The 25,587-nt window shown below is 57.3% G+C and carries 24 protein-coding genes; 18 read left to right on the top strand and 6 right to left on the bottom strand.

The window, feature by feature from the left end; translation table 11 throughout:
- The 8 genes from ACHHTY_RS02120 to ACHHTY_RS02085 all read left to right on the top strand — a co-directional run.
- A partial coding sequence (locus tag ACHHTY_RS02120; RefSeq protein ID WP_462346273.1) for a DUF7947 five-stranded beta-barrel domain-containing protein occupies positions 1-443 on the top strand: 443 nt, incomplete at its 5' end.
- Positions 444-554: 111 nt separating this feature from the next.
- Complete coding sequence (locus tag ACHHTY_RS02115; RefSeq protein WP_395492399.1) at positions 555-1,634, top strand: AlbA family DNA-binding domain-containing protein; 1,080 nt, start codon at positions 555-557, stop codon at positions 1,632-1,634.
- 139 nt (positions 1,635-1,773) lie between these two features.
- Positions 1,774-3,138, top strand: coding sequence for a hypothetical protein (locus ACHHTY_RS02110; protein ID WP_395492398.1), 1,365 nt, complete (start codon positions 1,774-1,776; stop codon positions 3,136-3,138).
- 49 nt (positions 3,139-3,187) lie between these two features.
- Entirely contained in the window at positions 3,188-4,282 is a 1,095-nt protein-coding gene (locus ACHHTY_RS02105) for a DUF6765 family protein (protein ID WP_395492397.1), read from the top strand.
- 146 nt (positions 4,283-4,428) lie between these two features.
- Complete coding sequence (locus ACHHTY_RS02100) at positions 4,429-4,722, top strand: nucleotidyltransferase family protein (protein ID WP_395492396.1); 294 nt, start codon at positions 4,429-4,431, stop codon at positions 4,720-4,722.
- Entirely contained in the window at positions 4,715-5,089 is a 375-nt protein-coding gene (locus ACHHTY_RS02095; RefSeq protein ID WP_395492395.1) for a HepT-like ribonuclease domain-containing protein, read from the top strand. The genes ACHHTY_RS02100 and ACHHTY_RS02095 overlap by 8 nt, the downstream gene beginning before the upstream one ends.
- Before the next feature lie 212 nt (positions 5,090-5,301).
- Complete coding sequence (locus tag ACHHTY_RS02090) at positions 5,302-7,020, top strand: IS1634 family transposase (RefSeq protein ID WP_395492394.1); 1,719 nt, start codon at positions 5,302-5,304, stop codon at positions 7,018-7,020.
- A gap of 42 nt (positions 7,021-7,062) precedes the next feature.
- Entirely contained in the window at positions 7,063-7,419 is a 357-nt protein-coding gene (locus tag ACHHTY_RS02085) for a DUF4357 domain-containing protein (RefSeq protein ID WP_395492393.1), read from the top strand.
- A gap of 28 nt (positions 7,420-7,447) precedes the next feature.
- Here ACHHTY_RS02085 and ACHHTY_RS02080 read toward each other — a convergent pair whose 3' ends face one another.
- Positions 7,448-7,780, bottom strand: a complete 333-nt coding sequence (locus ACHHTY_RS02080) for a helix-turn-helix domain-containing protein (protein ID WP_395492392.1) — start codon at positions 7,778-7,780, stop codon at positions 7,448-7,450.
- The gene (locus tag ACHHTY_RS02075) at positions 7,764-8,024 is read right to left on the bottom strand and encodes a type II toxin-antitoxin system RelE family toxin (RefSeq protein WP_395492391.1); all 261 of its coding nucleotides are present in this window, start codon (positions 8,022-8,024) and stop codon (positions 7,764-7,766) included. The genes ACHHTY_RS02080 and ACHHTY_RS02075 overlap by 17 nt, the downstream gene beginning before the upstream one ends.
- 441 nt (positions 8,025-8,465) lie before the next feature.
- On the opposite strand from ACHHTY_RS02075, the gene ACHHTY_RS02070 reads away from it, so the two are divergent.
- Positions 8,466-9,980, top strand: a complete 1,515-nt coding sequence (locus ACHHTY_RS02070) for a class I SAM-dependent DNA methyltransferase (protein WP_395492390.1) — start codon at positions 8,466-8,468, stop codon at positions 9,978-9,980.
- 127 nt (positions 9,981-10,107) lie between these two features.
- On the opposite strand, the gene ACHHTY_RS02065 is transcribed toward ACHHTY_RS02070, so the two are convergent.
- Positions 10,108-12,741 carry a sigma 54-interacting transcriptional regulator gene (locus ACHHTY_RS02065; RefSeq protein ID WP_395492389.1) on the bottom strand — a complete coding sequence of 878 codons (2,634 nt, stop codon included), beginning with the start codon at positions 12,739-12,741 and terminating at the stop codon, positions 10,108-10,110.
- A 457-nt stretch (positions 12,742-13,198) separates the two neighbouring features.
- Between ACHHTY_RS02065 and ACHHTY_RS02060 the strand changes: the two genes are divergently transcribed.
- Together ACHHTY_RS02060 and ACHHTY_RS02055 are read left to right on the top strand one after the other, a co-directional pair.
- Entirely contained in the window at positions 13,199-13,975 is a 777-nt protein-coding gene (locus tag ACHHTY_RS02060) for a DUF502 domain-containing protein (RefSeq protein WP_395492388.1), read from the top strand.
- 68 nt (positions 13,976-14,043) lie between these two features.
- Complete coding sequence (locus ACHHTY_RS02055; RefSeq protein WP_395492387.1) at positions 14,044-14,466, top strand: cupin domain-containing protein; 423 nt, start codon at positions 14,044-14,046, stop codon at positions 14,464-14,466.
- Between the two features lie 133 nt (positions 14,467-14,599).
- On the opposite strand, the gene ACHHTY_RS02050 is transcribed toward ACHHTY_RS02055, so the two are convergent.
- Complete coding sequence (locus ACHHTY_RS02050; RefSeq protein WP_395492386.1) at positions 14,600-15,079, bottom strand: cytochrome P460 family protein; 480 nt, start codon at positions 15,077-15,079, stop codon at positions 14,600-14,602.
- Positions 15,080-15,505: 426 nt separating this feature from the next.
- On the opposite strand from ACHHTY_RS02050, the gene ACHHTY_RS02045 reads away from it, so the two are divergent.
- The 3 genes from ACHHTY_RS02045 (at position 15,506) to ACHHTY_RS02035 (ending at position 17,716) form a co-directional block, all read left to right on the top strand.
- A complete protein-coding gene (locus ACHHTY_RS02045) occupies positions 15,506-16,300 on the top strand; it encodes a C-GCAxxG-C-C family protein (protein WP_395492385.1) in 795 nt (264 codons plus the stop codon).
- A gap of 280 nt (positions 16,301-16,580) precedes the next feature.
- Positions 16,581-17,132 carry an RNA polymerase sigma factor gene (locus ACHHTY_RS02040; protein WP_395492384.1) on the top strand — a complete coding sequence of 184 codons (552 nt, stop codon included), beginning with the start codon at positions 16,581-16,583 and terminating at the stop codon, positions 17,130-17,132.
- Complete coding sequence (locus ACHHTY_RS02035; RefSeq protein ID WP_395492383.1) at positions 17,129-17,716, top strand: hypothetical protein; 588 nt, start codon at positions 17,129-17,131, stop codon at positions 17,714-17,716. The genes ACHHTY_RS02040 and ACHHTY_RS02035 overlap by 4 nt, the downstream gene beginning before the upstream one ends.
- A gap of 79 nt (positions 17,717-17,795) precedes the next feature.
- On the opposite strand, the gene ACHHTY_RS02030 is transcribed toward ACHHTY_RS02035, so the two are convergent.
- Positions 17,796-18,386 (bottom strand): DUF6448 family protein, encoded by a 591-nt coding sequence (locus ACHHTY_RS02030; protein ID WP_395492382.1) that lies wholly within the window; start codon positions 18,384-18,386, stop codon positions 17,796-17,798.
- A gap of 338 nt (positions 18,387-18,724) precedes the next feature.
- Between ACHHTY_RS02030 and ACHHTY_RS02025 the strand changes: the two genes are divergently transcribed.
- Both ACHHTY_RS02025 and ACHHTY_RS02020 read left to right on the top strand, forming a co-directional pair.
- Positions 18,725-19,189, top strand: coding sequence for a DUF2703 domain-containing protein (locus ACHHTY_RS02025; protein WP_395492381.1), 465 nt, complete (start codon positions 18,725-18,727; stop codon positions 19,187-19,189).
- 172 nt (positions 19,190-19,361) lie between these two features.
- Complete coding sequence (locus ACHHTY_RS02020; protein ID WP_395492380.1) at positions 19,362-20,177, top strand: ATP-binding protein; 816 nt, start codon at positions 19,362-19,364, stop codon at positions 20,175-20,177.
- A gap of 85 nt (positions 20,178-20,262) precedes the next feature.
- Here ACHHTY_RS02020 and ACHHTY_RS02015 read toward each other — a convergent pair whose 3' ends face one another.
- Positions 20,263-23,277 carry a proline dehydrogenase family protein gene (locus ACHHTY_RS02015; protein WP_395492379.1) on the bottom strand — a complete coding sequence of 1,005 codons (3,015 nt, stop codon included), beginning with the start codon at positions 23,275-23,277 and terminating at the stop codon, positions 20,263-20,265.
- 416 nt (positions 23,278-23,693) lie between these two features.
- Between ACHHTY_RS02015 and ACHHTY_RS02010 the strand changes: the two genes are divergently transcribed.
- Together ACHHTY_RS02010 and ACHHTY_RS02005 are read left to right on the top strand one after the other, a co-directional pair.
- Positions 23,694-24,611 carry a VOC family protein gene (locus tag ACHHTY_RS02010; protein WP_395492378.1) on the top strand — a complete coding sequence of 306 codons (918 nt, stop codon included), beginning with the start codon at positions 23,694-23,696 and terminating at the stop codon, positions 24,609-24,611.
- Between the two features lie 538 nt (positions 24,612-25,149).
- The gene (locus tag ACHHTY_RS02005) at positions 25,150-25,398 is read left to right on the top strand and encodes a hypothetical protein (RefSeq protein WP_395492377.1); all 249 of its coding nucleotides are present in this window, start codon (positions 25,150-25,152) and stop codon (positions 25,396-25,398) included.
- The last annotated feature ends 189 nt before the right edge of the window (positions 25,399-25,587 follow it).

Raw genomic sequence — 25,587 nt, 5'->3', positions numbered from 1 at the left:
CAACTGCCGTCAAAGATATGCACAGGCCTATCTATAAAACGGGAACAGCATCAAGGGCAGCCATCGCCACAGAGTTTCCATCACGCCTAATTGTTCCTGTTAAGGCAACTTTGACCAATGAAACTTATCAACACCTCCAGGAAGAGTACAGGAGTGATGACGTAGAAATTTTTGGAGGTCATGTTTCTAGCTATAACAGTAACACCTACAAAGGGCGGATTTATATTAAAGATATTGGGAGACCAGTAAGCTTTGAGCTTGCACCCAACGCTAGGAACTATGATTCAGTTTCAATCATTACAAGTAGCCTAGACGCGAATGCAGTAAGGAGGCATAGTCCTGAATTAAGTTTGATTTATTGCCATGCTTATAAAAATGAAAGTAAGTCAGGTTACTTGAAAAGCTTGACCATTACTCATGTCATGATAAATGACCCGAGGTGAATTTAACAAATTGCGAGAAGGTTCTAAGTATGCCAAAACAAAACATAGCTGACATTACGTTGGTTGAAATACAAAACCTTATAGACAATGGCGTTTGTGAAGGAAAAAATATTGAATACAAAGGTCAATTGCCAGAGAAATTCTGACCGTGATAAAATTAGATTTCTCTCAACCGTGTCATCTTTTGCAAATTCAAGCGGTGGCGATATTGTCTATGGCATTCAAGAAGCAGAAGGAAAACCAGTATCTGCGAATGGGGTAAACGTTAAGAATATTGATCAAGAAAAATTAAGACTAGAGCAACTGATTCGAAATGGCATAGAGCCAAGCATACCAAATGTGCAGATACACACTATCCATATAGCAGAAGACAGATATATTGTCGTAATCAGACCGCACAAAAGCTGGAGTAGTCCACACAGAGTTTCTTTAAATGACCATTCAAAATTTTACGGCAGAAATTCGGCAGGCCGGTATCCATTTGACGTGGGCGAACTTAAAACAGCGTTTTTACTAACTGAGAACATCTCAAACCGTATACGCAATTTTAAGGCCGAGAGAATAACAGCCGTATATAGCAACAGCACTCCTTATCCATTGAAAAATGGAGCAAGGGTAATGATGCATTTTATTCCTCTCTCTTCTTTCTCACAACAAGATTTTCTTAGCATTGATGAGTGTCGTACACAACAGACCAATTTGCGTCCACTAGGTGGTTCTGGCTGGAACTCAAGAATTAATTTAGATGGCTTTCTCAATTATAGTGGTGGAGTAGATGGCTCATGTGAAGCATATACTCAGTTATATCGTACTGGCGTTATTGAGACAGTGTGCACTATTGAACCGTGGAACGACCAATTGATCATTCCAAGTACATGGATTGAGGAGCAAATCCTAAGCACATTTCCCATGTATTTGCGATCCTATGAAGCGTTGAGTGTTGAAACTCCTTTTTTTGTTTTCCTAACTTTTATCGGAGTAAAGGAATATAATTTTGCTGTAAAATACAGTCCATTCCGTCAAACAAACACAGTTGATCTGGATCTCATTCAATTACCAGAAATCATAATCGAAACATACGATACCGAAGCCCAAACAATTCTCAGGCCTTTATTTGATATGGTCTGGAATGCCTGGGGGTACGACAAGTGCTATAACTATAATGAAGAAGGAAATTGGGTGATAAGATAATTTTTATTGAAATTAATTAAAGGAACCACATATCAAGTCAATTCAGGCGACGGGAATGGATGTGGGACGCTGGCGCGATATGCTCTCATTTGCCCGCACCTGATTTCTGTCGTAAGCGAACTTACGCTGGAGGGGTGAAATGATCAAACTACCCGATTTCGTAACCAAGGGAGAAATGGCCCGCCTGATCCCGGTGGTCGCCGACACCGGCCGCGAACAGCGGGCCGCTTCGGTTCTGCTGGCTGCCTTCCGGGGGGTGCATGAGTTCCGGCAGGCGATGCTAGCTTCCCTGGGCATCCGGGTCGGGAAGAGGGCGGAGCTTCAGGCCTGGACCGAGGTGGCCTTCCAGGCAGAGCCCAAGTGCCCCAAGTCCGAGCGCCCCGACGGCCTGCTGGTCCTGCACACCGGCAAAAAGCAGTGGCGGGCCATTATCGAGGCCAAGATCGGCAACTCGGTCATCGGGGAAGAGCAGTTGCGGAATTATCTGCAAATCGCCAAGCAGAACAAGATCGATGCGGTGATCACGGTTTCCAACCAGTTTGTGGCCCTGCCCACCCATCATCCGGTCAAGGTGCCGAAGAATCTGTTCAAGGGCGTCGAGCTGTATCACTGGTCCTGGATGTACGCCGTCACCCAGGCCACCTTGCTGCTGGAGCAAAACGCCATCGAGTCCGCCGATCAACACTTCATCCTGGAAGTGGCCCGGCGCTACCTCAGCCACGACTCCTGCGGCATAACCCGCTTCACCAGCATGAATAAGGAATGGAAGGATGTCGTCGGCAAGGTCAAAAGCGGGGCGCTTCTGGGCAAAAATACGGAAGAGGTGCAGAACACCGTCTCCAGTTGGCACCAGGAGCAGCGCGACCTGTGCCTGGTGATGAGCCGCCGCCTGGGCGAGGCGGTGAAACTCAAGCTGCCCCGCGCCCACAGTATCGACCCGGTGGTTCGCCTCAAGAACGACTGCGAGGACCTGGCCAAGGACAAGGTGCTGAAATGCACCCTGGAAATTCCCAACGCGGCCACCGATGTCGAGGTGATGGCCAACCTGATGAGGCGGACCATCACCTGTTCCATGAAGTTGCTCGCGCCCCAGGACAAAAAGCGCACCAGCGCCCGGGTCAACTGGCTAACCCGGCAACTGGCCAAGGCGGACCCCGAAGGGATGTACATCAAGGCCCTGCGGCCGGGCCGGGCCGAAGAGACCCAGGCCCCGCTGGCGGCGGTCCTGGCCGACCCGGCGGTGCTGGATTTGCCAAACAGCGCCGTGGCGCCGAATGCTTTCGAGATATTTTACATGGTGGACCTGGCCGGGCGCTTCGGTGGCAATAAGATTTTCATCGACGAACTGGAAACGGCCGTGCCCCGCTTCTACGAACAGGCCGGCCAAAAACTCCGCGCCTGGGTACCCCCACCCCCCAAAATCCACCGCCGCGACCCGGTAGCCACCGAGGAAGAACCCGAAACAGGCGAACCCGCCGAGACCCAGGCTGACTGTGAAAATTAGCCAAGCACGCACTAAAAAGCTTTTCTCGTGACCCTAAAAGGAGGCCATCATGCAAATCGACTTCCATCACGGCACGGTTTACGTCATTGCCCGTTATGCCGGGTTCGGGCATCGGGAGGCGGCGGTTGTTGCTTACTGTTCGCAGTATGTGGATGACGCCACCAACAGCGGCATCATCCACTTTACCAACGGGGCCATGTATCAGCGGACCAGTTCGGCCCATAAAACCCTGGACTACCGCAACTTCAGAAAACTGGCCAACTGCTATGTCTGGATTCCCTTTCACTTCCTGCCGGGCAACGGCGGCAAGCGGGCCGGGGAAAATCCCGATGGCACCTTCATCGACAAGATCATCTGCCGGCCGGACAGCCCGGTGGCCCACGATATGCTCAGCGAATGCATCCGGCAACGGGACAACCTGCAAGGGCTGCACCGCCTGGGGATCGCCATGCACGTTTACGCCGATACCTGGTCCCACCAGGGCTTTGCCGGCGTCAGCCACCAAGTCAACAACATCGCGGCCCTTGACCGGCAGGGCAAGCCGGACCCTGAACTGAAAGGGCGGCTGAAGCGCCTCTTTGGCAACATCTTCAACGACGCGACCAGCAGCTTCGTGGGCGGCACCCTGCCGCTGGGGCACGGCGCGGCGCTGAGCCATCCCGACCGGCCCTACTTCAAGTGGAGCTACCGCGACCACCAGGACCAACTCGTCAAGCGAGACAACCCGGCGCAGTTCAGCGCCGCCGCCCACGCCATGTGTAAGGCCATGCAACGGTTCCGGATCGGCGACGCGGATGCCCGGCCCCCGGGACTGCCCAACGAGGCCCGGGACAAAATCAACCACCTGCTGCAAACCCTGACGGACCCCGCTGGCGACAGCCGGCACCAGCAATGGCTGGCCCGGATCAAAGACGGTTACTTCGACTTCCCACCGGTAACGCTGGACTACCGGCCAAAGGGGGTGAAATCATGGAAAGACGAAGCTTTGCAGACCCGCAAAGCAAAAGACCGGCAAAAAGATCGCTTTCCCTACCATCCCTCTTTCCTGGGCAGCGACTGGAAACACTTCCACGACGCCTTGCTCGCCCACCGCTACTCGGTAATCCGCAAAATCCTCCCACGCTACGACATCTGCGCGGCATGATCCGGGTCGACAATCAGCAACTTGCAAAGAGAGCGCGCCGATGCCACTGACGCTAGCAAGGGGCAGCATAATGCGGTAAGATCAATCGAAGAGACAATCGCGGTACATTTTCAGGAGAATAACCATGCAATTTGCCGTGGAGAAAGATGATGAGACAAAGGGAAATCATAAAAATCCTGCACGACTATAAGCAGGAACAGGCAAAACAGTACGGCATCCTCGCCATCGGTGTTTTCGGGTCCGTCGCCCGTGATGAAGCGGCGGACGACAGCGATGTGGATGTGGTGGTCCGGGTTGCCAAGCCCGATCTTTTTCTCCTGGCCGGCCTCAAGTACGAGCTGGAAGAGCGACTGCACCGGCCCGTTGACATCGTCGCCTACCGGGAGAACATGAACCGATTCCTCAAAAAGAAAATCGACGGGGAGGCAATATATGCCTGACCAGGAACTCGTCTTGGAAGTTTTACGGCAAATTGAAGAAGCCGCCGAAAGAGTCGTCACCCGTTTTGAGCCGATCAAACAGGTGTCCGATTTCACCGGCAGCGCCGCCGGAATTGAAAAGCTCGACGCCATCTGCATGATGCTGATTGTCATCGGAGAGTCGCTGAAAAACCTGGACAAAATAACCGGCGGAGAACTCCTGTCCCGCTACCCCGAAGTGGACTGGAAAAAAGCCAAAGGAATGCGGGATATTATCACCCACCACTACGCGGACATAAGCGCCGAAGCGGTTTATTACACCTGTCAGGACAAAATCCCGCAACTCCTGGCAACAATCAAAAAAATACGCGCGGAGTTGGGTCTATGAGGAAACTGTTTCCAAAATGGAAATAGTTCAACAGGAGTTTAACCGCAGCGAGCCATTCATAACACCATAACAACGTAAAATCAATGTTTTGCTAACCGTAAAACCGTAAGACCCCTCAGGCCTGGCCCCCGAAAACACTTTTTCTCTTTGTTTTTGCAAAAATTATTCATTTTTTACTTGACAGCGTGAGCCCCTACTTAATAAGCTGGGGCATGGCACACATACACAAAAAAATCAAAAAAGGCAGACCCTACTACTACCTGCGGGAGACCGCCCGGGTGGATGGCAAGCCCAAGGTGGTCAACCAAGTCTATCTCGGCAGCCCCGAGCGGTTGTTGGAGCTGGCCAAAGGCGCTGGCAGCCGGGAGGTCGAGCGCATCCAGGTCCAGGAGTTCGGCTCGTTGTGGCTGGCCGAGCTGCTGGACCGGGAGATCAACATCGCCGGTTTGGTCGATTCGCTGCTGCCGCCGGCGGAGCGCAAAGGTTCGCCTTCGGTGGGGGACTATTTTTTCTATGCCATCGCCAACCGGATGGTGGCCCCCAAATCCAAACGGGCCTTGGCGGAGTGGTATCGCACCACCGCCATCCAGCAGATCCGGCCGGTGGCCCTAGATGCGCTGAACTCCCAGGCCTACTGGAAGCAGTGGGAGAAGATGGACAGCGCCAAGCTTGCGGTGGTGGCCGATCTCTTTTTCCGTAAGCTGGCGGAACGGGAGCCCTCATCGGCGGATGCAGTGATGTTCGACACCACCAACTATTACACCTTTATGGCCGGCAACACTTCTTCGGAACTGGCCCAGCGCGGCCGGAACAAGGAGGGGCGGCACTGGCTGCGGCAAGTCGGGGTGGCCCTGCTGTTGGCCAGAGACAACCGGTTGCCGCTGTTTTATCGCGAGTATGAAGGCAACCGGCACGACTCCAGGGTTTTCCTCAAGCTGGCCCAAGAGCTGTTCGAGGTCGCCGGCCGGAATGGACAGGGCACCATGACCATTGTTTTCGACAAGGGAATCAACGCCGAGGAAAATATCGCCGCCATCGACGCCAATGACCGGCTCCATTTCGTCACCAGTTACTCGCCTCATTATGCCGAAGATCTGATCCACGTGGACCGCAAACACTTCCAGGTAGTCGATACCGCCAAGAACCGGCAGCTCAAGGCCAAGGGCCGCGAGGATGACCTGCTGCTGGCCTGGCGGACCAGTCGGGAGTTGTGGGGTCGGGAGCGCCACGTGGTAGTCACCTACAACCCCCGCACCGCCACCAAGCAGCGCTATGCCTTCGAACAAAAAATGCTGCGTTTGGAGGAAGAGGTGCATCTGATGCGCCACAAGGTCAACGGCCAGGCGGTCCAGTGGCGCAATCCCGATGCGGTGCGGGAACGTTATCTCAGCCTCTGCCGGGAGTTGCACCTGCCGGACGATCTCTACCTGGTGGAGCTGTATCGAGACGGTAAGCGTTTACGGATGAACTGCCGCAAGAACCACTATCGGATCGGCCGCCATCTCGATTACTTCGGCAAGAACATTCTGGTCACCGATCACCCCGACTGGAGTACCGACGAGATCGTCCAGGCCGGCCTGGACCGCTATGTGGTGGAGCAGAGCTTTCGCCAGAGCAAGGATCACGAGATGGTGGCCATGCTGCCCCTGCGGCACTGGACCGACGGCAAGATCAGGTGCCATATCTTGACTTGCGTGGTGGCCCTGGCCTATCTGCGCCTGCTGGAGATCCGTCTGGCCCGTAACGGGCTCAGGATCTCCGCCGCCGAGGCCATGGAGAGCATGCGCACCCTGCATTCCTGCCTGCTCTGGCCGACCGGGGCACGAAAGGCCCAACGCCGCCTGGAGGAACCCAACGAAAAACAGGCGGCAATTCTCCAGGCTTTGGGCTATAAGGTGGTGAATGGGGTCTTACGGTCTGAACAGGAATAACTTTTTGAATATGCGTTATTTTGTCGCTTAAGAATGGACTGAGTGGTTAAACTCCTGTTTGAGCTGCATACTCCCAGGCACGGCATCCACGCCACCGCCCGTCTGGAGGGCGGTGAATTCGTCGTCCAGGCCGGCTCCCAATCGCGCGGCACCTGGGCCGGCAAGGGAACCGGGCACACCAGCTACAGCAAACTGCTCGCCGAGCTGGTGACCACCGGGGTACTCTCCTCCCAAAATGGCCGCTGCCTCTTCACCGAAAACTACGCCTTCAAAAGCCCCAGCGCGGCCGCCGCCGTAGTCAACGGCCGCCCGGCCAACGGCACCATCGAATGGAAACTCCAGGCCACCGGCCAAACCTACAAGGAATGGGAAGCCGAAAACCTGAACCAGGAAGGGTAACAGTTTGTCGTCAGTAAAGAATTCTGCTTCATGCCTGCTCCCGTACCTGTTCGACGTTCACACCCAGCGCGGCGGCCCATTTTTCCAGGGTGGCGCGGCGGGGCTTTTTGCCCGGGGCTTCCTGTTGGGAGACGGCGGCTTGCTTAACATGCAAGCGCCTGGCCATTTCCTCTTGCGTAATCCCGAGATGCTCCCGCCAGGCCCGTAACAGGCTGTAATTTTTCTTCACCACCAGGCCCACGACCTCATGGGGAATGGTGGCGGTCGGCCCGATAAGCCGCATGAAATCCTGATAGGGCACCACGGCAAAAACCGGCTTCCCGTGCGCCATTATGGTCTGGTAGTTAATATGTGCGCTCATCGCGTTTTTTCACCTCCTGAACGGTGATAATGGTAACGGTTTCTTCGCTGACATTAAAAAACACCCGGTAGCGGCCTATTCTGAGCCGGTACTGGTATTCATGATTTGTAAGATGTTTGACGTTTTGGCAGTCGGGCCACGAGGCCAAAGAGTCCACCGCATCAAAGATAAATTCCGCCACTTGCGGGTTACGAAGTTTGCGAAGCTGACGGTAAGCTTTCGGCGTCCACTCGATCCGGTTCATGCTTATTTAGCATAAGCTATAGATAAGTCATTGGCAAGATGTTTTATCCAGGTGATTAATGCCAAAAATCCCTGAAAGACAAAAGAGCGGGAGTATTGTTGGGATGTGGCGGAACAACGCCTACACCATACAACTAAAACCAAAAGAAGGATCAATTAGAGACGATGAACGACTCGGAACTGCTGATCTATCAGGATAGCGATGGCAAGATCAAAATCGATGTCCGCCTGGAGGACGAGACGGTCTGGCTGAACGCAGGCGCATCTTTTTGATTTGTTTCAGAAATCGAAAGCTAACAACTAGCAAGCCATTCGATCACAAAGAGCAAAAAATGATCATCAAGTCGTGTTGTCGGGCATAGCTGACCGACAAATATGCGATAAAAGAAACAGCGAGGGCCCCATGGCCAAAATGGAAACGGCTAAAAAAGCAAGAGGCTGAATGAACCCCACCGCTCCCATCATCTCCAAGGTCTGGAGTTTCTGCACCACCCTGCGCGACGACGGGGTGAGCTACGGCGACTACCTGGAACAGCTTACCTACCTGATCTTCCTGAAGATGGCCGATGAGTATGCCCAGCCGCCCTACAACCGCGATGTCGGGATTCCGCCCCAGTATCAGTGGCCGACCCTGAAGACCAAGCGGGGGGCCGAACTGGAAGTCCATTATGTGGAGCTGCTGCGGGAGCTGGGCACCCGCAAGGGGATGCTGGGCCAGATCTTCACCAAGGCCCAGAACAAGATCCAGGACCCGGCCAAGCTCTACCGGCTGATCGACATGGTGGACAGCACCCGCTGGGCCACCATGGGCGCCGACGTCAAGGGCGACATCTACGAAGGGCTGCTGGAGCGCAACGCCGAGGATACCAAGTCCGGGGCGGGCCAGTACTTCACCCCCCGGCCGCTGATCCGGGCCATGGTGGAGTGCGTGCGACCGGAGCCGCTGAAGACCATCGCCGACCCGGCCTGCGGCACCGGCGGCTTCTTCCTGGCCGCCTACGATTTCATCAGCAACCCGGCCAACTACAAGCTGGACAAAGCCCAGAAGCTGTTTTTGAAGCACGAAACCTTTTACGGCAACGAGATCGTGGCCAGCGCCCGCCGGCTTTGCCTGATGAATATGTTTTTGCATAACATCGGCGAGATCGACGGCGAGAGCGCCATCTCTCCCACCGACGCCCTGGTGGCGTCCAGCCCCCGTACCTTCGACTTTGTTTTGGCCAACCCCCCGTTCGGCAAGAAAAGCTCGATGAGCTTCACCAACGATGAGGGCGAACAGGAAACCGATGAGCTGACCTACAACCGCCAGGATTTCTGGGCCACCACCTCCAACAAGCAGCTTAACTTCGTCCAGCACATCCGCACCATGCTCAAGATCACCGGCCGGGCCGCGGTGGTGGTGCCGGACAACGTGCTGTTCGAGGGCGGGGCAGGGGAGACCATCCGTCGCAAGCTCCTGGAAAACACCGATCTGCACACCATCCTGCGCCTGCCCACCGGCATCTTCTACGCCCACGGAGTCAAGGCCAACGTTATCTTCTTCGACAACCGCGAGGCCAGCCCCAACCCCTGGACCAAAGAGGTCTGGTACTACGACTACCGCACCAACATTCACCACACCTTGAAGAAAAAGCCCCTGAGCTTTGCCGATCTGGCCGAATTCATCCAGTGCTATAACCCGCAAAACCGCCACCAGCGGCAAGCCACCTGGGATGCCGCCAAGAACCCCGAAGGCCGCTGGCGCAATTTCAGTTATGAAGAGCTGATCGCCCGCGACAAGACCAGCCTTGATCTCTTCTGGCTCAAAGACAAAAGCCTCACCGACCTCGACAACCTGCCCGAACCTGACGAACTGGCCGAGGAGATCATCGAAAACCTGGAGGCCGGCTTGAACAGCTTCCGGGCGGTACTGGCGGGTTTGAATGGCCATGCCGCCCCGGACGTTGCCAAGCGTTAGATGCCCCAAAAGGGCCAGAACTATTTTTGTGCGGGCCGGGGAGGCTTCGGAAGGAGGCCTCTAAAAAACGGTTTCGCCCCCTTGCTCCTTGCCCTTGGGCGAGCGGCTCGGTTCAGCTCGATCGGCTTCAGATGAGGGCCAGGAAAAGGATGGCCAGGGTCAGCAGGAAAATCAAGGGAACCATCATAGTTTTACCGGTGACGCCGTCTTCTTCCAGCGCCTTGGAGAGCAGTATCCTGTAGGTGGCGTAGATCGAGGCGAAAAGACCGCCCAGTACCGTCAGGATCTGCAAAACATGGGTTTTGTCCTGGCTCATCAGCCGGAATTCGCCGGGGCTGACCGGCAGGTTGAACATCTCCTTGATGTTGGGAACTACTAGATAGGCTTCGCTGACAAAAATGCCGAAATGAACGGCCATATAGCCCCCGAGGATCAACGGGATAAAGCCGTAGCCCAACATCGACAAGAGGAACTGCCGGTTGATGCCGGTGTACCAGGCCTGGGTCTGGACCATCAGATAGTAGGCCATCTGGAAGAGGGCGATGGTGGCAAAAAAGATCAGGCTGCTGATCAGCGCCTGGGGCAGGACTACGCCGCCAACCGCGAAAGTTTCGCCCAGCCGGCCGGATAATTCGGCCAGTTGGTTGTAAAGGAGAAAAGGAAAGAAAATCGCCCCCAGCGAGACAATCAGAAAACTGTCCGCCCGGCGAGGGGTCTCCAGGTTCCAGAGTTCCTGGGGAGCAAGCCGCAGGTTGAGATGTATGGAACGGTTGTTGCATTTCTTGATGCATTCTCCGCAGAGAATGCAGTCGCGGTTGTTATCGACCAGATAGGGATGGCGAAACATCGGACAACCGGGTTTTTCAGAGCCGCCTTTATAACAGAAATGATCTTGGCAGCGGTTCAGGCAGACATGGCGGTTGGAGCGCAGTTCGAGAATGGACGGCATCGCGAATATGGCATTGATTGCCCCCAACGGGCAGAGATAGCGGCACCAGGCCCGACGGGATAAAATTGCGCTGGTGACGGTCGAACCAATGGCAACGACTAGAATGATCCAACCGGTAAGGACCGGGTTCTGGTGGGCTTTCCAGACGATTTCCACCCACAGCACCAGGATGCAGAGTACTGCCATGATCCAGCCGGAATACTCCTTGATCAGTTGCGGCGTTCTCCGCTGGGGCTTAACGATGGCTCGCAGCGCGGTTCCCGGCATTGCCAGGGTGCAGACGCTGCACCAGATCCGCGCCATAAAGAAGAAGGAAAAAAAGAGCAGCGGCCAGCCGATCCCCCAGCTCAGCGTAATGCCGAGATTGTGGCCGGCATCTCTTGGCCCGAAAAACAGGGTGAGGACGGTGACCGTCAGGAAGAGACCGACCGCGATGCGGGGAATCGCCGGATAGGCCCGGCTCTGCAGTATTTTTCTCACCAGGGGCAAGCGCAGCAGGTTGAATTCCCATTTCCCTTCGGTTTTCGGCAATCCCAGCAAAATGTTGTCGGAAAGGATCTCATCCTGGCGGGCAAGCATAACCGCTCGGCGGATTACGCTGGACAGCTCGGTCAGGTTTCCCGGCCAGTCGTAGTTCATCAGCAGGCCCAGGGTTTCCGGGGGGACAGTGGTGATATTCTTGCGATATTCCCGGCTGTAGCAGCGGAGATAATGTTCGATCAGCCGGGGCAGGTCACGCTTATGTTCCCGCAAGGCCGGGACATGGAAATGTTGACGCTGAAGGATCTCCATCAGCTCCGGCAGGATCTTGCCGCTGCTCTCCAGGGTTTTAAGGCTGTGTTCGCTGACAAAGGCAATCCGCGCCTGCATGGCAATGAGTTCATCGCTATCGACATGGGAAAAGGCCTGGCGGTTGATGGCCCTGACAAGCTTCCCTTGCAGCTCCAGGCTCAGCAGGCTGAAATTCCAGAGGACCACGGTGCCGCCGGCGCAGCGCTCAAAGACTCCCGTCTGCCGGGCCTTGGCAAAGGGGGATGAGTCCTTTTTGCTGCCGAACAGCAATTTCCCCAGCAGGAAAGGATCCTGCTCCTGCAGGTCGATTTTTTCGTAGTGGCCTTCCGAACGATTTCCCTGATTATGAATCTGCCGGGCAATCAGGGTTTTACCGGTACCGGCTTCACCGGTGAGCAGGTACGGGTCGCTATTGGTCGCGAACCGATTAATGGCATCTTCGGTCATTTGGGCCGTTTTCGATTCAAAGACCGGTCCGGATTTTTTTTCCCGGCGACGGCGCTTGTAGCGCGACAGGTTCTGCTGTTTTAAGAGGATAATTTCATCGACGGAGGTATTGTGGTCGGCCCCCTGGATGGCGGCGCTTTCCGCCTGATCAACCCAGGCCAGCCGCAACCGCTCGGCCAAGGCGGAATCGAGCTGTTTATGGATGAGGCTGTTGCTCAGCAGCCGCAAATGAAAAGACCGCTTGTCGATACAGATAAGCAGCGTATCGCTCAGAACCTTGGCGCTGACCGAACGGGGTTTGCCGGTCAGCAGACCGGTTTCGCCGAAATGGCCGCCCTGGGTGATCCGGCCGACCACGATGCTGGAACCCCCCTCCAGCTCCATGATAAGTTCGACTTCCCCGAGCGCGACAAGATAAAATGTGGTGCTTTCATCTCCCTGACGATAGATATATTCGCCTTCCGAAATTATCTGAGTTCGGCAGACCTCGGCGAATTTATCCAGTTCGGCGGTCCCGACTTGCTGAAAAAGCATCATCTGCTGAAGGTTCTGGACTATCAGCTGTTTTTTCATGGCCGGCTTAACCCCATAATGCGGCCAGGCCCATTCCCGAAATCATTAATATCGATCACCTTTATGCAACCTGAAATCCACTTGCGACTGAAGATGATTATATCCGAGGCCAATATCCCGATCACGACGGCAACTGATTTTTTTGTGCTCAAATTGAGTACGTCAACGTAATAGATTCAGGCCAGGGCAGTGCTCTGGCGTCCTGGCTATGGAATGGAGCCGATTATCCTTTATAAAGGACAATTCAACATTTTAAGCCGCATGTGTCTAGGTGCTCAGGCCGCGCCAGCCGCCGCAATTTAATCTTCAGATTGCTTAATTAACTGTACTCGTTGTGGTATCCATAGCGCAATTTAAAAGGGAGCGGCATTAGGACGTCTTCCAGCGATGGAGGCCTGAGAGCCTTGCTTGACTCTGTTTTGGCGGCACGATATCGTTATGACTGGCAGGGCGATGGTTGGTTTTTGCGCCGCCGGTCCTCTGGGTTATGGTCAGTGGCGCGGAACAGGACCGGCGCTTGTTGCCATGGAGCATCGTCCTGGTTGAGCTCGACATCGCATTGAAGGAGTATAATCTTATGCCTCGGATCGACATGGCTCGGATCGGCAAGATCATGTTCCAAGGCCTGATGGCCGCGCTGCCTGTTTTTCTGACCCTCTATATTCTCTACTGGCTGATCTGGAGCGCCGAAAACATTCTCGGCGCCTTTTTCCGGATCCTTCTCCCCGAGGGGTGGTACATCCCGGGTATGGGCTTGCTGGTGGGACTGGCGGCGATCTTCCTGCTCGGCATGTTTCTCAATGCCTTTCTAGTGCGCCAGGCCCTGGAACTGAGCGAATCGGTGATGAACCGCATCCCGCTGGTAAAGATGCTCTACGGCTCGGTCAAAGACCTTATCGCTTTCTTTGCCCATAAACGCGAACAGCGGTTCGACCAGGTCGTTACCGTCGATCTGAATTTCGGCGGAGTTCCGATGCGGATGATCGGCTTTGTGACCCGCACCGATTTTAACGACCTGCCGCCCGGTATCGGCACTGAGGGAGAAGTCGCCGTCTATCTCCCCTTAAGCTACCAGATCGGGGGCTATACGGTGATCGTGCCGCGCTCGCTGGTGCGCCCGATCGAAATCTCCACCCACCGGGCCATGGGCTTCGTGGTGACCGCCGGGATGTTCTCGGACAGGGGAGGGCCGATCCATTATCCCCCGAAGGATAACCAACCCCCGCAGCCCTGAGAGGGGCGGCATCGGAACTGCTGGCGATTCGCGCCGATTTAAACCAATTTGCACGGAGGAAAGAGAGGATGAGCAGAACAGCCATGGTGCTGGCGCTGTTGCTATGGTCGGTGCTGCCGCTTTACGCGGACGAGCATGGCGCCATTGCCAGCCAGGTCCTTGCCAAGTCAAGCGCCAGTTGGGATGGCACCATCCTGCCCGCCTATCCTGACGGGCAGCCCGAGATAACCATCCTGCGGATCCGGGTCCCGGCCGGGGCTGAACTGCCGATGCACTATCATCCGGTGATCAATGCCGGGGTGCTGCTCAGCGGCGAGCTGACCGTGGTTACCAATGAGGGGGAGACTCTGCAGCTCCAGGCCGGGGAGGCGATTATCGAGGTGGTGGACAAGTGGCACTATGGCAGGAACGAGGGCGGTGAGGCGGCGGAGATCATCGTTTTCTACGCCGGCAGCAGCGATGGCGGGCCGGTCACCGTGACCCAACCTTAGACCGGGGACTTGGCGATCAGGCAATTTGGGCCGGGGCTTGGGGGAAGAATAGAGGAAATTTGGCAAATTGAGGAGCGGTCCGGGGCCTAAGATCCCCGGACCGCCAAGGTCCGCATAGCGGTACTACTTGTGGCTACTTCTTTTGGGTGTGCCTGAACAGCGGCTGGGAAAGGACGTAGTCCCGATCCTTGGCCGCTTCATGACAAGCCATGCATCCCTGGGGATCCAGGCCCAGCGAATTGCCTTCCGGATCGAAGGCGCCCCATTCCCAGCCGCCGGTTTCCGTCATCTTGGAATTCTTCTTCATGACCGGAAAAAAGGCGATTTCCCCTTCGTTGAGAATGCCGCCGCTCCCCTCGATCTTGTAAACCGAATCGACGATGATGGTGCCGTCCGGGTAAACTTCGCCTTTCTTGAAGGCCTTCAAGCCCTTGTCATTGATGTAAAAGTGGTGGATGCCGTAGAGGTCATGGGTTTGGTCCGTGATGACCAGGGAACCGATGTGCTCGTATTTCCGCCAGTCATCCGGCAGGGTTAATTCGCCGTGCTTGCCGGCCATTGCCGCAGTCCCGATCATTACCAGTGCTACCGCCAGAAGTGCAATTCTTTTCATCTTTTCCCTCCTCATTATGAGATTAGCAGACGCGATCCGCGTTTTCTCGCGGATCTTTTACCTGACAGAGAGATTATAGCAGGTTGATCGCCGGACACATAGTGTTGATTCTCAATTTTATGACAGGCTGGAGAGGCGGGCAACCAAAAACCAACACAGGAGAATCACCGATGAGTAATTTCTTGCGCAACCGCCGCTCCACCTTCTTTTAAGCCGGGGCCGCCCGAGCCCTTCTGCCGGTTTTTCCGGCCTTAACCCATGACATTGGTTGAGAAGATTCAATCTTTCGCCTCTTGCCGAGGCGGTGGCTGCGACAATTTGTCTCATTGACTGTCACGATGTGGGCCATTAGGATCGTGCATATGTGAGGGCCACATTGTGGCATTAAGCCTGCGGGCAAGCAATCCAGCAAGAGGGGATGTGATCATGGATCAGACGAAACAGGAAACCAGAATTTCAACAAACAGCAAGGGGGTTGATCTCTCCCGTCGTGAAATGCTGATTGGGGCCGGCGCGTTGATGGCCGGGGCGGCGATTTCGCAACTGGGTCTGGTTAACTCGGCCATGGCGGCTAAAGTAAGTAGCGGGGCAGAGGGGTGGCCCTGGCCCTACGAAAAAGTGGACCCGGCCCAGGCGGGAGAAACCGCCTACCATCACTGGTACAAGGTTTTCTGTTCCCAGGCCGTTACCACCGGCCTGTTTGAGCAGTTGCGGGAAAGCGTGGGCGAGCCATGGACCAACTTCCCCATCGAGTCAATCAGCTTCGGTGCGGGCGGCATGATGGGCTGGGGGTTGACCTGCGGTGCCCCGGTCGCGGGAGCCCTGGTTATCGGTCTGGCCGTTCCCAAGGAATATTCCAACGCCATGATCCATGACTTGCTGCAATGGTATACGGTCACTCCGATGCCGGTCTACGTGGCGCAAAAACCGAATTACCAGGGTGAAATTCCCAAGACGGTAGCGGAGAGCCCCCTCTGTCACCTGTCAGTCGGCAAGTGGATGAAGGAAGCGGACCGGGGGTTCGGCAGTGATGAAAGAAGGCACCGCTGCGCCAGCGTCACCGCCAGTGTGGCCTATCGCACCGCCGAGCTTCTGAATGAATGGAAGGACGGCACATACAAACCCGGAAGCGCCTGGAACGGACCGGGTACGGTAGGCTTGCCGGCCCAGCAAAACTGCATGAGCTGTCACGGCAGTGATATTCCAACCGCGCCGCGATAATTGTTTAAATTAGGGGCGGAATTTTTCCGCCCCTGCCAATTCATCTTTTTTGACCATCATTGTCCAGACTATCCCTGCCGGTGTTGCTGCCTCCCTGCCTCTTCATCGCCCCCCGTCGCCTCTTCTTTCGTCTTTAGTGCCCGGCTGTTTGACTCAAGTCAAGGTCGTTTGAGATCAGTCGGGCTAAGTTGTTTTTTTGGCTTCCCGTCGCTGGTTGTGATCATTGCTGTCACAAAAATGCCGGGTCCGGCGTCAAGTTGATAAGGAAAGGTTGGCTGCGATGAGTCTTGAGGAAAACCGTGACGAGGAGTTGATGGCCGCCTATGCCGCCGGCGATCTGGCCGCCTTTACCGTGCTCTATGAAAGACACCGGGGTAAAATTCTGGGTTATCTGTTCAACCGTTTAGCCAGCCGGGATGAAGCCGAAGAGGTCTTCCAGAAAGTTTTTGCCCGGCTGCATGGCTCCCGGAAAAAATATCGGCCTGATACCCCCTTTTTGCCCTGGATCTTTGTCCTGGTGCGCAACGTGATGATCGATCATCTGCGGGAGGCGCGCCGGCGCCGGCAGCGCCTGGTGTTTTCGGAAGAGGCGGTACTCGGGGCCCCGGCCCCGGAGAGTTTGGCGGCAAATGGCCGGCTGCGTGATACCGGTTACCTGGACGATCTCGATGCCCGGCAGCGCCGCGCCCTGGAACTGCGCTTCGAGCAGGGTTTTTCTTTTACCGAAATTTCCGTCAGCCTGGGGCTTACCACCGCCAATGCCCGGCAGGTCGTCAGCCGAGCCCTGCGGCGTCTGCGCCAAACCTTTGGCAAAGAGAGGAACGAGCGATGAGCAACCACAGGCTGACCCATGAATTGTCCCGTGAGCCGGCCGGTGACGAGAGCCGGGAGTTCGCCGCCTTTATCGGGGCCCGGCCGATTATGCCGCGCCCGGCCACCGAAAAGGCAGTTTTCCATCTGGTGCGGGTGCGCTCTTGCTTTGATCTGCAAGGTTTTCTGGCTCGTTTCCTGCCCGTCCAGGCAGTTTCCGGCATGGCCACTCTGGCGGTCTGCCCGCAGTTCGGGATCGGCGGTCAGTGGGGTGGGCGACTGGAAGCGTTGCTCCATTTCTCTGCGCACCCCTGGTTGTATTATGCCACTTGCGGTCTGTTCTTTGTCCTTTTGGGCGCTTTGCTCAGCGGTCTGCTGATCAGGCAGCCGCCCCTGGCCGCGTTCGGTGCCCGGGCTTACGCTCTGTTTGCCGCTTACAGCCTGGGCGCTTATCTGCTGCTCAGCCTGTTGGGCAGTGAGGCCTTTGTGCTGGCGTCGCTGGCCTGGCTGCTGGGGGCGCTGGCGGGCAATATCCTGGGCTTCGAGCTGGGCGGCCGGCTGCGCCGAAACTTCTGCCGCTGCCGGCCCGCTGTGGGTCAGGCCTGATAGGCCGAGGGTTCAAACAATAAAGGCGGTGCCCATCCAACGACAGGCACCGCCTTTATTGTTTGGCCGCGGTTCGGGGTCAATGGGCGTGATCGCCGCTGATCACGGCCACGATGCCTTCCACAAAGTGAACATACTGCACGTAAGCGTCAACAAATTCCCGGCCGGCCTCCACGCTTTGGTCGGCCTCCTGTTTCCTGGCCAAGGCCCGGTCGAAGCGTTCGCGCATTTCCCGGCCGACATGTTCGGCGACGTGGTTCGCCAGTTCATCCACCGAACCCTCGACCAGAGCCACGTCGGCCCGGGCGATGGGGCCGGGAATGGCGCCGGCCGGTTTGATGCCGGTGTAGGGGGCGCCTTCACTGGCCCGATGCAGCAGCACCAGGGTTTCCAGGAAATAATTGTCGGCCACCTCCCGGGCCTCGGGACCAAGCTTTCGAACCTGCATGGTTTGGGCAAAAGTCCGGCGGATTTGCTCCTCATCCTCGGGCTTTACCCATTTCAACAGGGACTGGGGATCGCCCGCGGCAATGGCCTGGCGGGCCTCAACAACCACCGGGCCGTCCAGGGCGTCGCAGTGGGCGGCGGCGGTTTGCGGCCCCAGCAGGGCGCCGGCCAGCAGCAGGGTCAGGGTCAGTTTTTTCCATTTGGTCATTCTTTCCGCAATCATTTGTGCTGCTCCTCCTTTTTGGTTAACAGGTCCTCCGGACCGGACATATGGGACTCATATAAAGCCAGAACGCCACCGCTGGCGATTATGTGACAACCGACCTGAAAAAAAAGCCGGAGCGGCTGTGGCTGCTGGCCCGGACGCTTGGTTGCAGGTCTTGCAATTTTGTTGGACGTGGTATTTACTGCAATAAATGGGTAGCGCGACCCAAAAACAATTTAATCAAAGGGACATCCGCATCAAATCAAGCACCCCGGCGCTTGCCCGGCTTGCGGGCTCGTCTTTTACTGCCGGCAAGTTGTCCGAGACCGGCAGATCAAAATTGGCGAGGAGCGGGAATGAAAGAATTACAAATTCGCTGGCAACGTCTCGTCGATGAACAAGGCCAAACCTGCGACCGCTGTGGCGCAACCGAACAAGCGGTGGAGGACGCGATTGGGAAGCTGCAAAGGTCCCTACGGGAACTGGCAATAGATGTCGTGCTGGAAAAGGTGGCCATCGGTCGCTCCCTGTTTGCCAATGACCCTCTGCAGTCAAACCGGATTTGGATTGGCGGAAAATCGCTTGAAGAGTGGCTCTCCGCTACGGTCGGCCGGAGCCAGTGTTGCTCCGCCTGCGGAGATTCCCAGTGCCGGACGGTAACCCTGGCGGGAAAAACCTACGAAGCCATCCCCGCCGCCTTGATCATCAAGGCTGGACTCCTGGCTGCCGCTGCATTGCTTGATGATGAGTCCGGCAGCGCCTGTTGCCCAACGGTTGTTCCGCCGCCAGGTAGTCCGGGGCGATGTCTGCCAACTCCTTAATGGTGGCGGTATTGCCAGGGGGGGGCCGCCCCGGCGGCAAATTCCTCTTGTCCATACCACCGGGCTGTTGCTCGTCAGTCGGCCAATGAATCGATCATGGCTCTCCCGGACCGGCAAAAGCTGCTTGCGGTGGAGGTCTTGACGCCTTTTAACCCACCGAGGTTGGAGAATTATGTGTGAATTTTGCACCAAGCACGGTGACGGCCAGGTCTGGTTCAAGAATGCCGCCAATTATGGCCGGGATTTGGCCGCCGATCTGCGCCGCCGGGGCTACATCAAGGAGTTTTTCACCACCACCATCGAGGAGGGCGTTGCCTCTCTGGGGCGGCTGGAAGCCCTGTATCGCCGCAAGGGCCAACTGCCGGCCCGGCTGACCAGGGCCATGGTGGCGCGGGCCAAAGAGGAGCATTTCGGCCAGGTGGTCACCATCGAGGATATCCGGGCCCTGGTGGGCAAGGCTGCCACGGTGGTCCGACTGCCCTGCGCCTGCCGCTGGGCCGCCCTGAAGGCGGAAAATCGCTGCTGCTACAGCGTCAGCTACACCCCGGACGCCTGGTACGAAAACCTGGACATGGGTTATTTCGGCCTGGCCCAGGATCAAGGCCTGGAGCAGCTCAGCCCGGCAGAGGCCATCGTCCAGATGGAGGAGCTGGAAAAAGAGGGCGCCATCCATACCATCTGGACCATGATGACCCCTTTCATCGGCGCCATTTGCAACTGCCGCCCCGTCGATTGCCTGGGCCTGCGCACCCTGGCCCTCGATGTGGAGTTGATGTTCCGGGGGGAACAGGTGGCGGTGGTGGCCGAAGAGCGCTGCGACGGTTGCGGGGCCTGCGCCGAAGCGTGCCAGTTCGGGGCGATTACCAGCCGCCCGACCGCGGATGGCTCCCGGGCCGTGGTCAGCCCCCTGCAGTGCTACGGTTGCGGGCTATGCCGCAACGTCTGCCCCACCGAAGCCCTGAGCATGGCGGAGCGGGCAGGACAATAAGTGCGGTTCGGTCGGCGCCAGCGCTGTTAGCCGGCAACCGGCGGTCTGGGGGCGGTTTATGGCCGGGTTTCGGAAAAGCAATTCCTTACAACCGGATCTTGGCCCCGGTTGCCTGGTCAAGGGGCGCGAATCCGCGGCGCAGGGTGTTTTCGCTGATGGTGCTAGCCGTCATGAACTGGAGCAGGTAATCGGGCCCGCCGGCCTGAAAGCCGATGCCGGAGAGCTTGAACCCGCCGAAGGGTTGGCGGCCGACCTTGGCCCCGGTGATGGTGCGATTCAGATAGAGGTTGCCGACCAGGAACCGCTGGGTGGCCAGTTCCAGGTGGGAGGGGCGGCGACTGAAAACCCCGCCGGTCAGGGCATAGGGGGAATCATTGGCCAATGCCAGGGCCTCGGTAAAGGATGTTGCCCGGAATACCCCCAGCACCGGGCCGAAGATTTCCTCCCGGGCCAGCCGGTGGTGCGGCGCCACATCGCCGAAAATAACCGGAGCCACATAGTTGCCGGCAGCCAGGTCCGGCGGCAGTTCGGCGGCGAAAAGCAGAGTGGCCTCTTTTTTGCCGGCCTCGATGGCGGCCCGGATCTGATCCCGGGCTTCCCCGTCGATCACCGGGCCCAGGGTATTTTCCGGCCGGGCGGCCGGGCCGATTTTCAGGGAAGCGGTCGCATCGATGAGGCGACTGACGAATTTGGCGTATACCGGCGCCAGGACGATCACCCGGGAGCAGGCGGAACACTTCTGGCCCTGGTAGCCGAAAGCGGCCGCTACCACGGCGGAGACCGCCGCGTCGAGATCGGCATCGGCATCGACGATGATGGCGTTCTTGCCCCCCATTTCGGTGATCACTTTCTTGATCTGCCGCTGCCCGGGGGAGAGCGCGGCAGCCTGCCGGTTGATGGCGGCCCCGACCTCCAACGACCCGGTAAAGGCGATCAAGTCGAGATCGGGATGACTGATCAGAAAATCCCCGCCGGCCGCGCCGCTGAAAGGCACGAAGTTGAAGACCCCGTCCGGTAGCCCCGTTTGCCGAAAAATGGCGGCCAGTCGGGCGCCGCAGACCGGTGAGCGGTTCGACGGCTTGTAAAGGACGGTATTGCCCGCGGCCAGAGCGGCGGCGGTCATGCCGCAACTGATCGCCATGGGGAAATTCCAGGGAGCGATCACCGCGGCGACTCCGCGCCCCTGCCAACGGGCGATGTTTTCTTCGCCCGCTGGCGAAGGCAGCGACTGGCCCGCACCCCAGCGCTGCATTTGCCAGGCGTAATATTCGAAAAAATCGATGGCCTCGTCGACATCGCCGGCCGCTTCCGACCATTGCTTGCCGCACTCGAGTACCTGGAGCGCGGCCAGATCGTAACGCTCCCGTCGCATAATGACCGCGGCCGCTTGCAGAAAGGCCGTCCGCCGCCGGTAATCGAGATCGCGCCAAGCGGGGTAAGCGGCCCGGGCGGTGTCGAGCGCCCGGGTCAGGTCGCTTGGCGAAGCCTGGCCGACCAGGCCGATGATCCGCTCGGGCTCGGCGGGATCGGTCGAGGCGAGCAAGCCGGCTCCGGGATATTCCCGGCCCCCGATATAAAGCGGATGGGCCGCCGGCGTTCTTTTTTCTCCAGCGGCCACGGCGGCGGCAAAGAGGCGGCGGGTTGCGGCCAGGGTAAAATCAAGGGCCGGCTCGTTGCCAAAGCCTCGGTCTTCCTGCCGCTTCTCTGCTGATACCGGCTTGCTGTTGCCCGGGGGCGCGGCAGGCCGCTTTGTCCCCGCCGCGGTCTGGTCCCGGTTCGTCTCGGCGAAAGAGGCCCGCAGAAAAGAGGTGCTGGCGGTATTTTCCAGCAACCGCCTTACCAGATAGGCCATCCCCGGCAAAAGCTCGCCACAGGGGCCATAGAGGCGCACCCGGCCGGTGGTGGTCAGCAGCGCCTCGCGGATCGGTTCCCCCATCCCGTAAAGTACCTGAAACTCGTAGCGCTCTTCCGGAACTCCCAGATGGCGCGCGGTTTCCAACACAGCGGCGATGCTGCGGATGTTATGGGTAGCGCAGGCCAGATGGCAGTGGCGGTGATGCCTGAGAATGGTCGCGGCCAGCCTTTCAAAGGCGGCATCGGTCTCCTCCTTGGCGGTAAAGACCGGCGGGGGCCGGTTATGCAGGGCGGCATTGACGATCTCGTAATCCCAGTAGGCTCCTTTGGCCAGGCGCACCGAAATGGGAATGTTTTCGCTGGTGGCGAAGTGTAGCAAGTCATCGAGATCGGTGGCGGTTTCGGGCAGATAGCTCTGCAGGACCAGGCCGAGGTGAGGGTAGCCACGGAAAGCCGCCTCCCTTTTGAGCTGCTTGTAGACCGCGATGCTGATGTTTTTATATTGGCGCTGTTCCATGTCGATACAGACGAAGGCGCCGATTTCCCGCGCTCGGGCATAGATCGGGCGCAAGCGGTCGGCGACTTTGGCCACCGAACCATTGAAATCGACCGGGGAAATCTGGGAGTAAAGAGAGGAGGGCTTGACGGAAATATTGATCTTCGGGGCGCACCCCCAATCGAGTTCGGTTCCCTTATCCGGGCCCAGGGTTCGCCAATGGGTCTGTTGGGCATGCAGAGCATTGAGCAGTTCAAGATAACTGCTCCGAAAGGCGTGGGCCTCATTCTCGCTCAGGGTCGCCTCGCCGAGGAGGTCGAGGGAGAAAGTGAGGCCGCGCTCCCGCAGGTCGTCAAGTACCGGCAGGGCCTGGGCCAGATCCCGGCCGACGATGAATTGGGCGGCCAGTTGCTCGATCCGCTTTTTGATCAGCGGGGCGAGGGTCTTGCCGGTCAGGATCTCGGCCGATTCCCCCTCCAGATCCTCATAAAAGACCGCCGGCAGTTCGGTGCCTGGCCAGGCGAAATATTCCTCCAGTTGGGCGGCAATGGCGGCTTCGTTGGGAAGGGAGGGCAGCACGTCGATAAAACGGAACAACCGCACCCTAAAGGCGTCATCCTCCATGGCCGCGGTCAGCACCCGACCCGTCCAGTGCCGGCGATCGAAGATGACCGACTTCCGGCCGGCAATCTGCTCCTGCAAGTCGCTGGTTCTTTGCCGGATTGCCGCCGCCAGCTGATCGAAGTCCATGATGGTTTCCTTTGGGGGTAGTTTTGACCAGGGGCGCTTGGTTCACGGTTACACCCTCAGCATAGCGGCTCAAGCCGACGATCGGCAAATATTTTCCCGGCAGCCTGATTCTTGTCGACCTAAGCCGGGGACAGGCAAGATTCCGCCGGCCAATCAGACCCCTTTCCCACACTCGATTTTTCGATAATTGGGATCGAAGTCAGGTGCGTCCAGTTCAGAATTTTCGAAGAAGCTCCTTATTTTCTGCTAACCTGAATAAGAACCTGGTTGAAAGTCCGCAGAGAGGGCAGGCCAATCAAGCCCATCAATCAGACCGTCCCTGCCCATCCCGGCAGAGCCTGGGCGCGTGCTTCCCTCGACTGCATATGTTCCTGTCGATGATCATCGCTTGCCATAATCCTGCAGGAGGAAAGACCATGGCCTTGAGTAAACAGAGAATCGTTCCGCACCTGTGGTTCGACCAGGAAGCCCAAGAGGCGACTGAATTCTATGCCTCGATTTTCCCTGACTCGAGAGTTGCCTGGGTAACTGTGCTTCCCGACACGCCGTCTGGCGATTGTGATGTCGTCTCGTTTGAGCTCTGGGGGCAGAGGTTTATGGCCATTTCGGCCGGGCCGCTCTTTAAGCCCAATCCGGCGATATCATTTTTCGTCAACTTTGACCCGTCGCGACGCCCTGCGGCCCGACAAGAGCTTGATCTTCTCTGGTCCAAACTGGCATCAGAGGGCAGGGTATTGATGCCGCTGAATAAATATCCCTTCAGCGAACGCTACGGTTGGATCGCCGACAAGTACGGGGTGTCATGGCAACTGATCCTCACCGATCCCAGGGGTGAACCACGGCCCAATATCATTCCTTCGCTGCTCTTTACCGGCGAGGTCTGCGGCAAGGCGGAAGAGGCGACCGCTTTCTATCTCTCTGTCTTCAAAAACAGCCGCCGCGACCAATTGGTGCGCTATCCCGAGGGCATGCTTCCCGATAAGGAGGGGACGGTAATGTTCACCGACTTTATGCTGGAAGGGCAATGGTTCGCCGCGATGGACAGTGCCCGCGCGCATTCCTCCAACTTCAACGAAGCCATTTCTCTGATCGTTAATTGCGATACCCAGGAAGAGATTGACTACTACTGGGGAAAACTTTCTGCCGTCCCGGAAGCCGAAGAGTGCGGGTGGCTCAAGGATCAATACGGCGTCTCATGGCAAATCGTGCCGCGGGTGTTGGATGAAATGATGAGCCAAGGGTCGCCCCAGCAAATCGCGCGGCTGACCCAGGCCTTTCTCAAGATGAAGAAATTTGACCTTGCCGCCTTGCAACAGGCGTATAATGGACATTAAAGAGAAGGGGACGGGAATATTGACCAACCCCGTTCGGCACCTTGCTGCTGGACGTGGTCCCCATCCACTGATGGCAGACCTTTTGGGACACCGGTCCCGGCGATTTTTCCTGTAAGCGAAAATTCCGGATAGTGTGCTCGCCTGCAGGTAGACCAATGAGGCGCTGCCCTCAACCGATCTGGAAAAAATGCTGGTCGTTTCATCCTATGGCTGCAGCACATCCCGGCATTACCTGATTTACCGGGCGGCACATTACGCGCCTCAGCTTGCCAATTAAGCCGAGGGGGAGGGGGAGGTAGGTTCTTTCCATCTGCATCAGGTTTTCACACCAACCAGAGACCTTCTTTACATATGACGACGGGGTTTACCGGTTGGAGATGCGCGAGGCGCCAGCTTTCGCTGAGCAGGTGGATGAAGGGGCCCTGGACCTGGAGGACTTTGTCGACAATGCGCTATTCCGTCGGCAAGCAAGCTTATCGTTATTCTGGCAACGAGCCGCGACCCCGTTTAACGGAAAAAACCGCAGGAGATAAATACCATGGCTGATTTGAAGATCAGAGTGTACAAGACCGGCGAGACGGCCCCAAAAACAACCGTGACGGTTCCCGGGGGTGTTCTAAAGATCGCGTCCAAGATCATTCCAGAACAGGCGATGAGGGCCCTTCAGGAGAAAGGAATAGATCTCGCTGAGATTATCCGCCTCTCCGGCAACCCCGAAGCTCGTGGGACCCTTCTTGATGTTGAGGAGCACGAGAAGCAGGAAAGAGTTGTGATCGCCCTGGAATAGCAGCCGGCCGGCGCGGCTGGTGATCAACCGGCTGGCCGGCTTGAATACCGGCACTCTACCAGGAAAGACCAACGTAATATCGAGCCTTATCCCTTCGCTGTAGCTATAAGCGCCCGCGGTGGCCGGGCGGATCCCTTGGTCAATAGTTATTAGATTGACAGCCGTTTCGCTAATTCAGGATAATGAATT

Origin of the sequence: Desulfurivibrio nitratireducens, assembly GCF_044068515.1 — a bacterium.
Classification (GTDB): domain Bacteria; phylum Desulfobacterota; class Desulfobulbia; order Desulfobulbales; family Desulfurivibrionaceae; genus Desulfurivibrio.
The sequence above is the reverse complement of the archived record's forward strand: the minus strand, read 5'-3'. Positions and strand labels throughout refer to the sequence as shown.

What these genes read in the sequence shown, in the direction of transcription:
- ACHHTY_RS02110 (WP_395492398.1), top strand. Translation starts at nt 1,774, where the DNA reads ATGATCAAACTACCCGATTTCGTAACCAAGGGAGAAATGGCCCGCCTG.
- ACHHTY_RS02105 (WP_395492397.1), top strand. Translation starts at nt 3,188, where the DNA reads ATGCAAATCGACTTCCATCACGGCACGGTTTACGTCATTGCCCGTTAT.
- ACHHTY_RS02100 (WP_395492396.1), top strand. Translation starts at nt 4,429, where the DNA reads ATGATGAGACAAAGGGAAATCATAAAAATCCTGCACGACTATAAGCAG.
- ACHHTY_RS02095 (WP_395492395.1), top strand. Translation starts at nt 4,715, where the DNA reads ATGCCTGACCAGGAACTCGTCTTGGAAGTTTTACGGCAAATTGAAGAA.
- ACHHTY_RS02090 (WP_395492394.1), top strand. Translation starts at nt 5,302, where the DNA reads ATGGCACACATACACAAAAAAATCAAAAAAGGCAGACCCTACTACTAC.
- ACHHTY_RS02080 (WP_395492392.1), bottom strand. Translation starts at nt 7,780, where the DNA reads ATGAGCGCACATATTAACTACCAGACCATAATGGCGCACGGGAAGCCG.
- ACHHTY_RS02075 (WP_395492391.1), bottom strand. Translation starts at nt 8,024, where the DNA reads ATGAACCGGATCGAGTGGACGCCGAAAGCTTACCGTCAGCTTCGCAAA.
- ACHHTY_RS02070 (WP_395492390.1), top strand. Translation starts at nt 8,466, where the DNA reads ATGAACCCCACCGCTCCCATCATCTCCAAGGTCTGGAGTTTCTGCACC.
- ACHHTY_RS02065 (WP_395492389.1), bottom strand. Translation starts at nt 12,741, where the DNA reads ATGAAAAAACAGCTGATAGTCCAGAACCTTCAGCAGATGATGCTTTTT.
- ACHHTY_RS02055 (WP_395492387.1), top strand. Translation starts at nt 14,044, where the DNA reads ATGAGCAGAACAGCCATGGTGCTGGCGCTGTTGCTATGGTCGGTGCTG.
- ACHHTY_RS02050 (WP_395492386.1), bottom strand. Translation starts at nt 15,079, where the DNA reads ATGAAAAGAATTGCACTTCTGGCGGTAGCACTGGTAATGATCGGGACT.
- ACHHTY_RS02045 (WP_395492385.1), top strand. Translation starts at nt 15,506, where the DNA reads ATGGATCAGACGAAACAGGAAACCAGAATTTCAACAAACAGCAAGGGG.
- ACHHTY_RS02040 (WP_395492384.1), top strand. Translation starts at nt 16,581, where the DNA reads ATGAGTCTTGAGGAAAACCGTGACGAGGAGTTGATGGCCGCCTATGCC.
- ACHHTY_RS02035 (WP_395492383.1), top strand. Translation starts at nt 17,129, where the DNA reads ATGAGCAACCACAGGCTGACCCATGAATTGTCCCGTGAGCCGGCCGGT.
- ACHHTY_RS02030 (WP_395492382.1), bottom strand. Translation starts at nt 18,386, where the DNA reads ATGATTGCGGAAAGAATGACCAAATGGAAAAAACTGACCCTGACCCTG.
- ACHHTY_RS02025 (WP_395492381.1), top strand. Translation starts at nt 18,725, where the DNA reads ATGAAAGAATTACAAATTCGCTGGCAACGTCTCGTCGATGAACAAGGC.
- ACHHTY_RS02020 (WP_395492380.1), top strand. Translation starts at nt 19,362, where the DNA reads ATGTGTGAATTTTGCACCAAGCACGGTGACGGCCAGGTCTGGTTCAAG.
- ACHHTY_RS02015 (WP_395492379.1), bottom strand. Translation starts at nt 23,277, where the DNA reads ATGGACTTCGATCAGCTGGCGGCGGCAATCCGGCAAAGAACCAGCGAC.
- ACHHTY_RS02010 (WP_395492378.1), top strand. Translation starts at nt 23,694, where the DNA reads ATGGCCTTGAGTAAACAGAGAATCGTTCCGCACCTGTGGTTCGACCAG.
- ACHHTY_RS02005 (WP_395492377.1), top strand. Translation starts at nt 25,150, where the DNA reads ATGGCTGATTTGAAGATCAGAGTGTACAAGACCGGCGAGACGGCCCCA.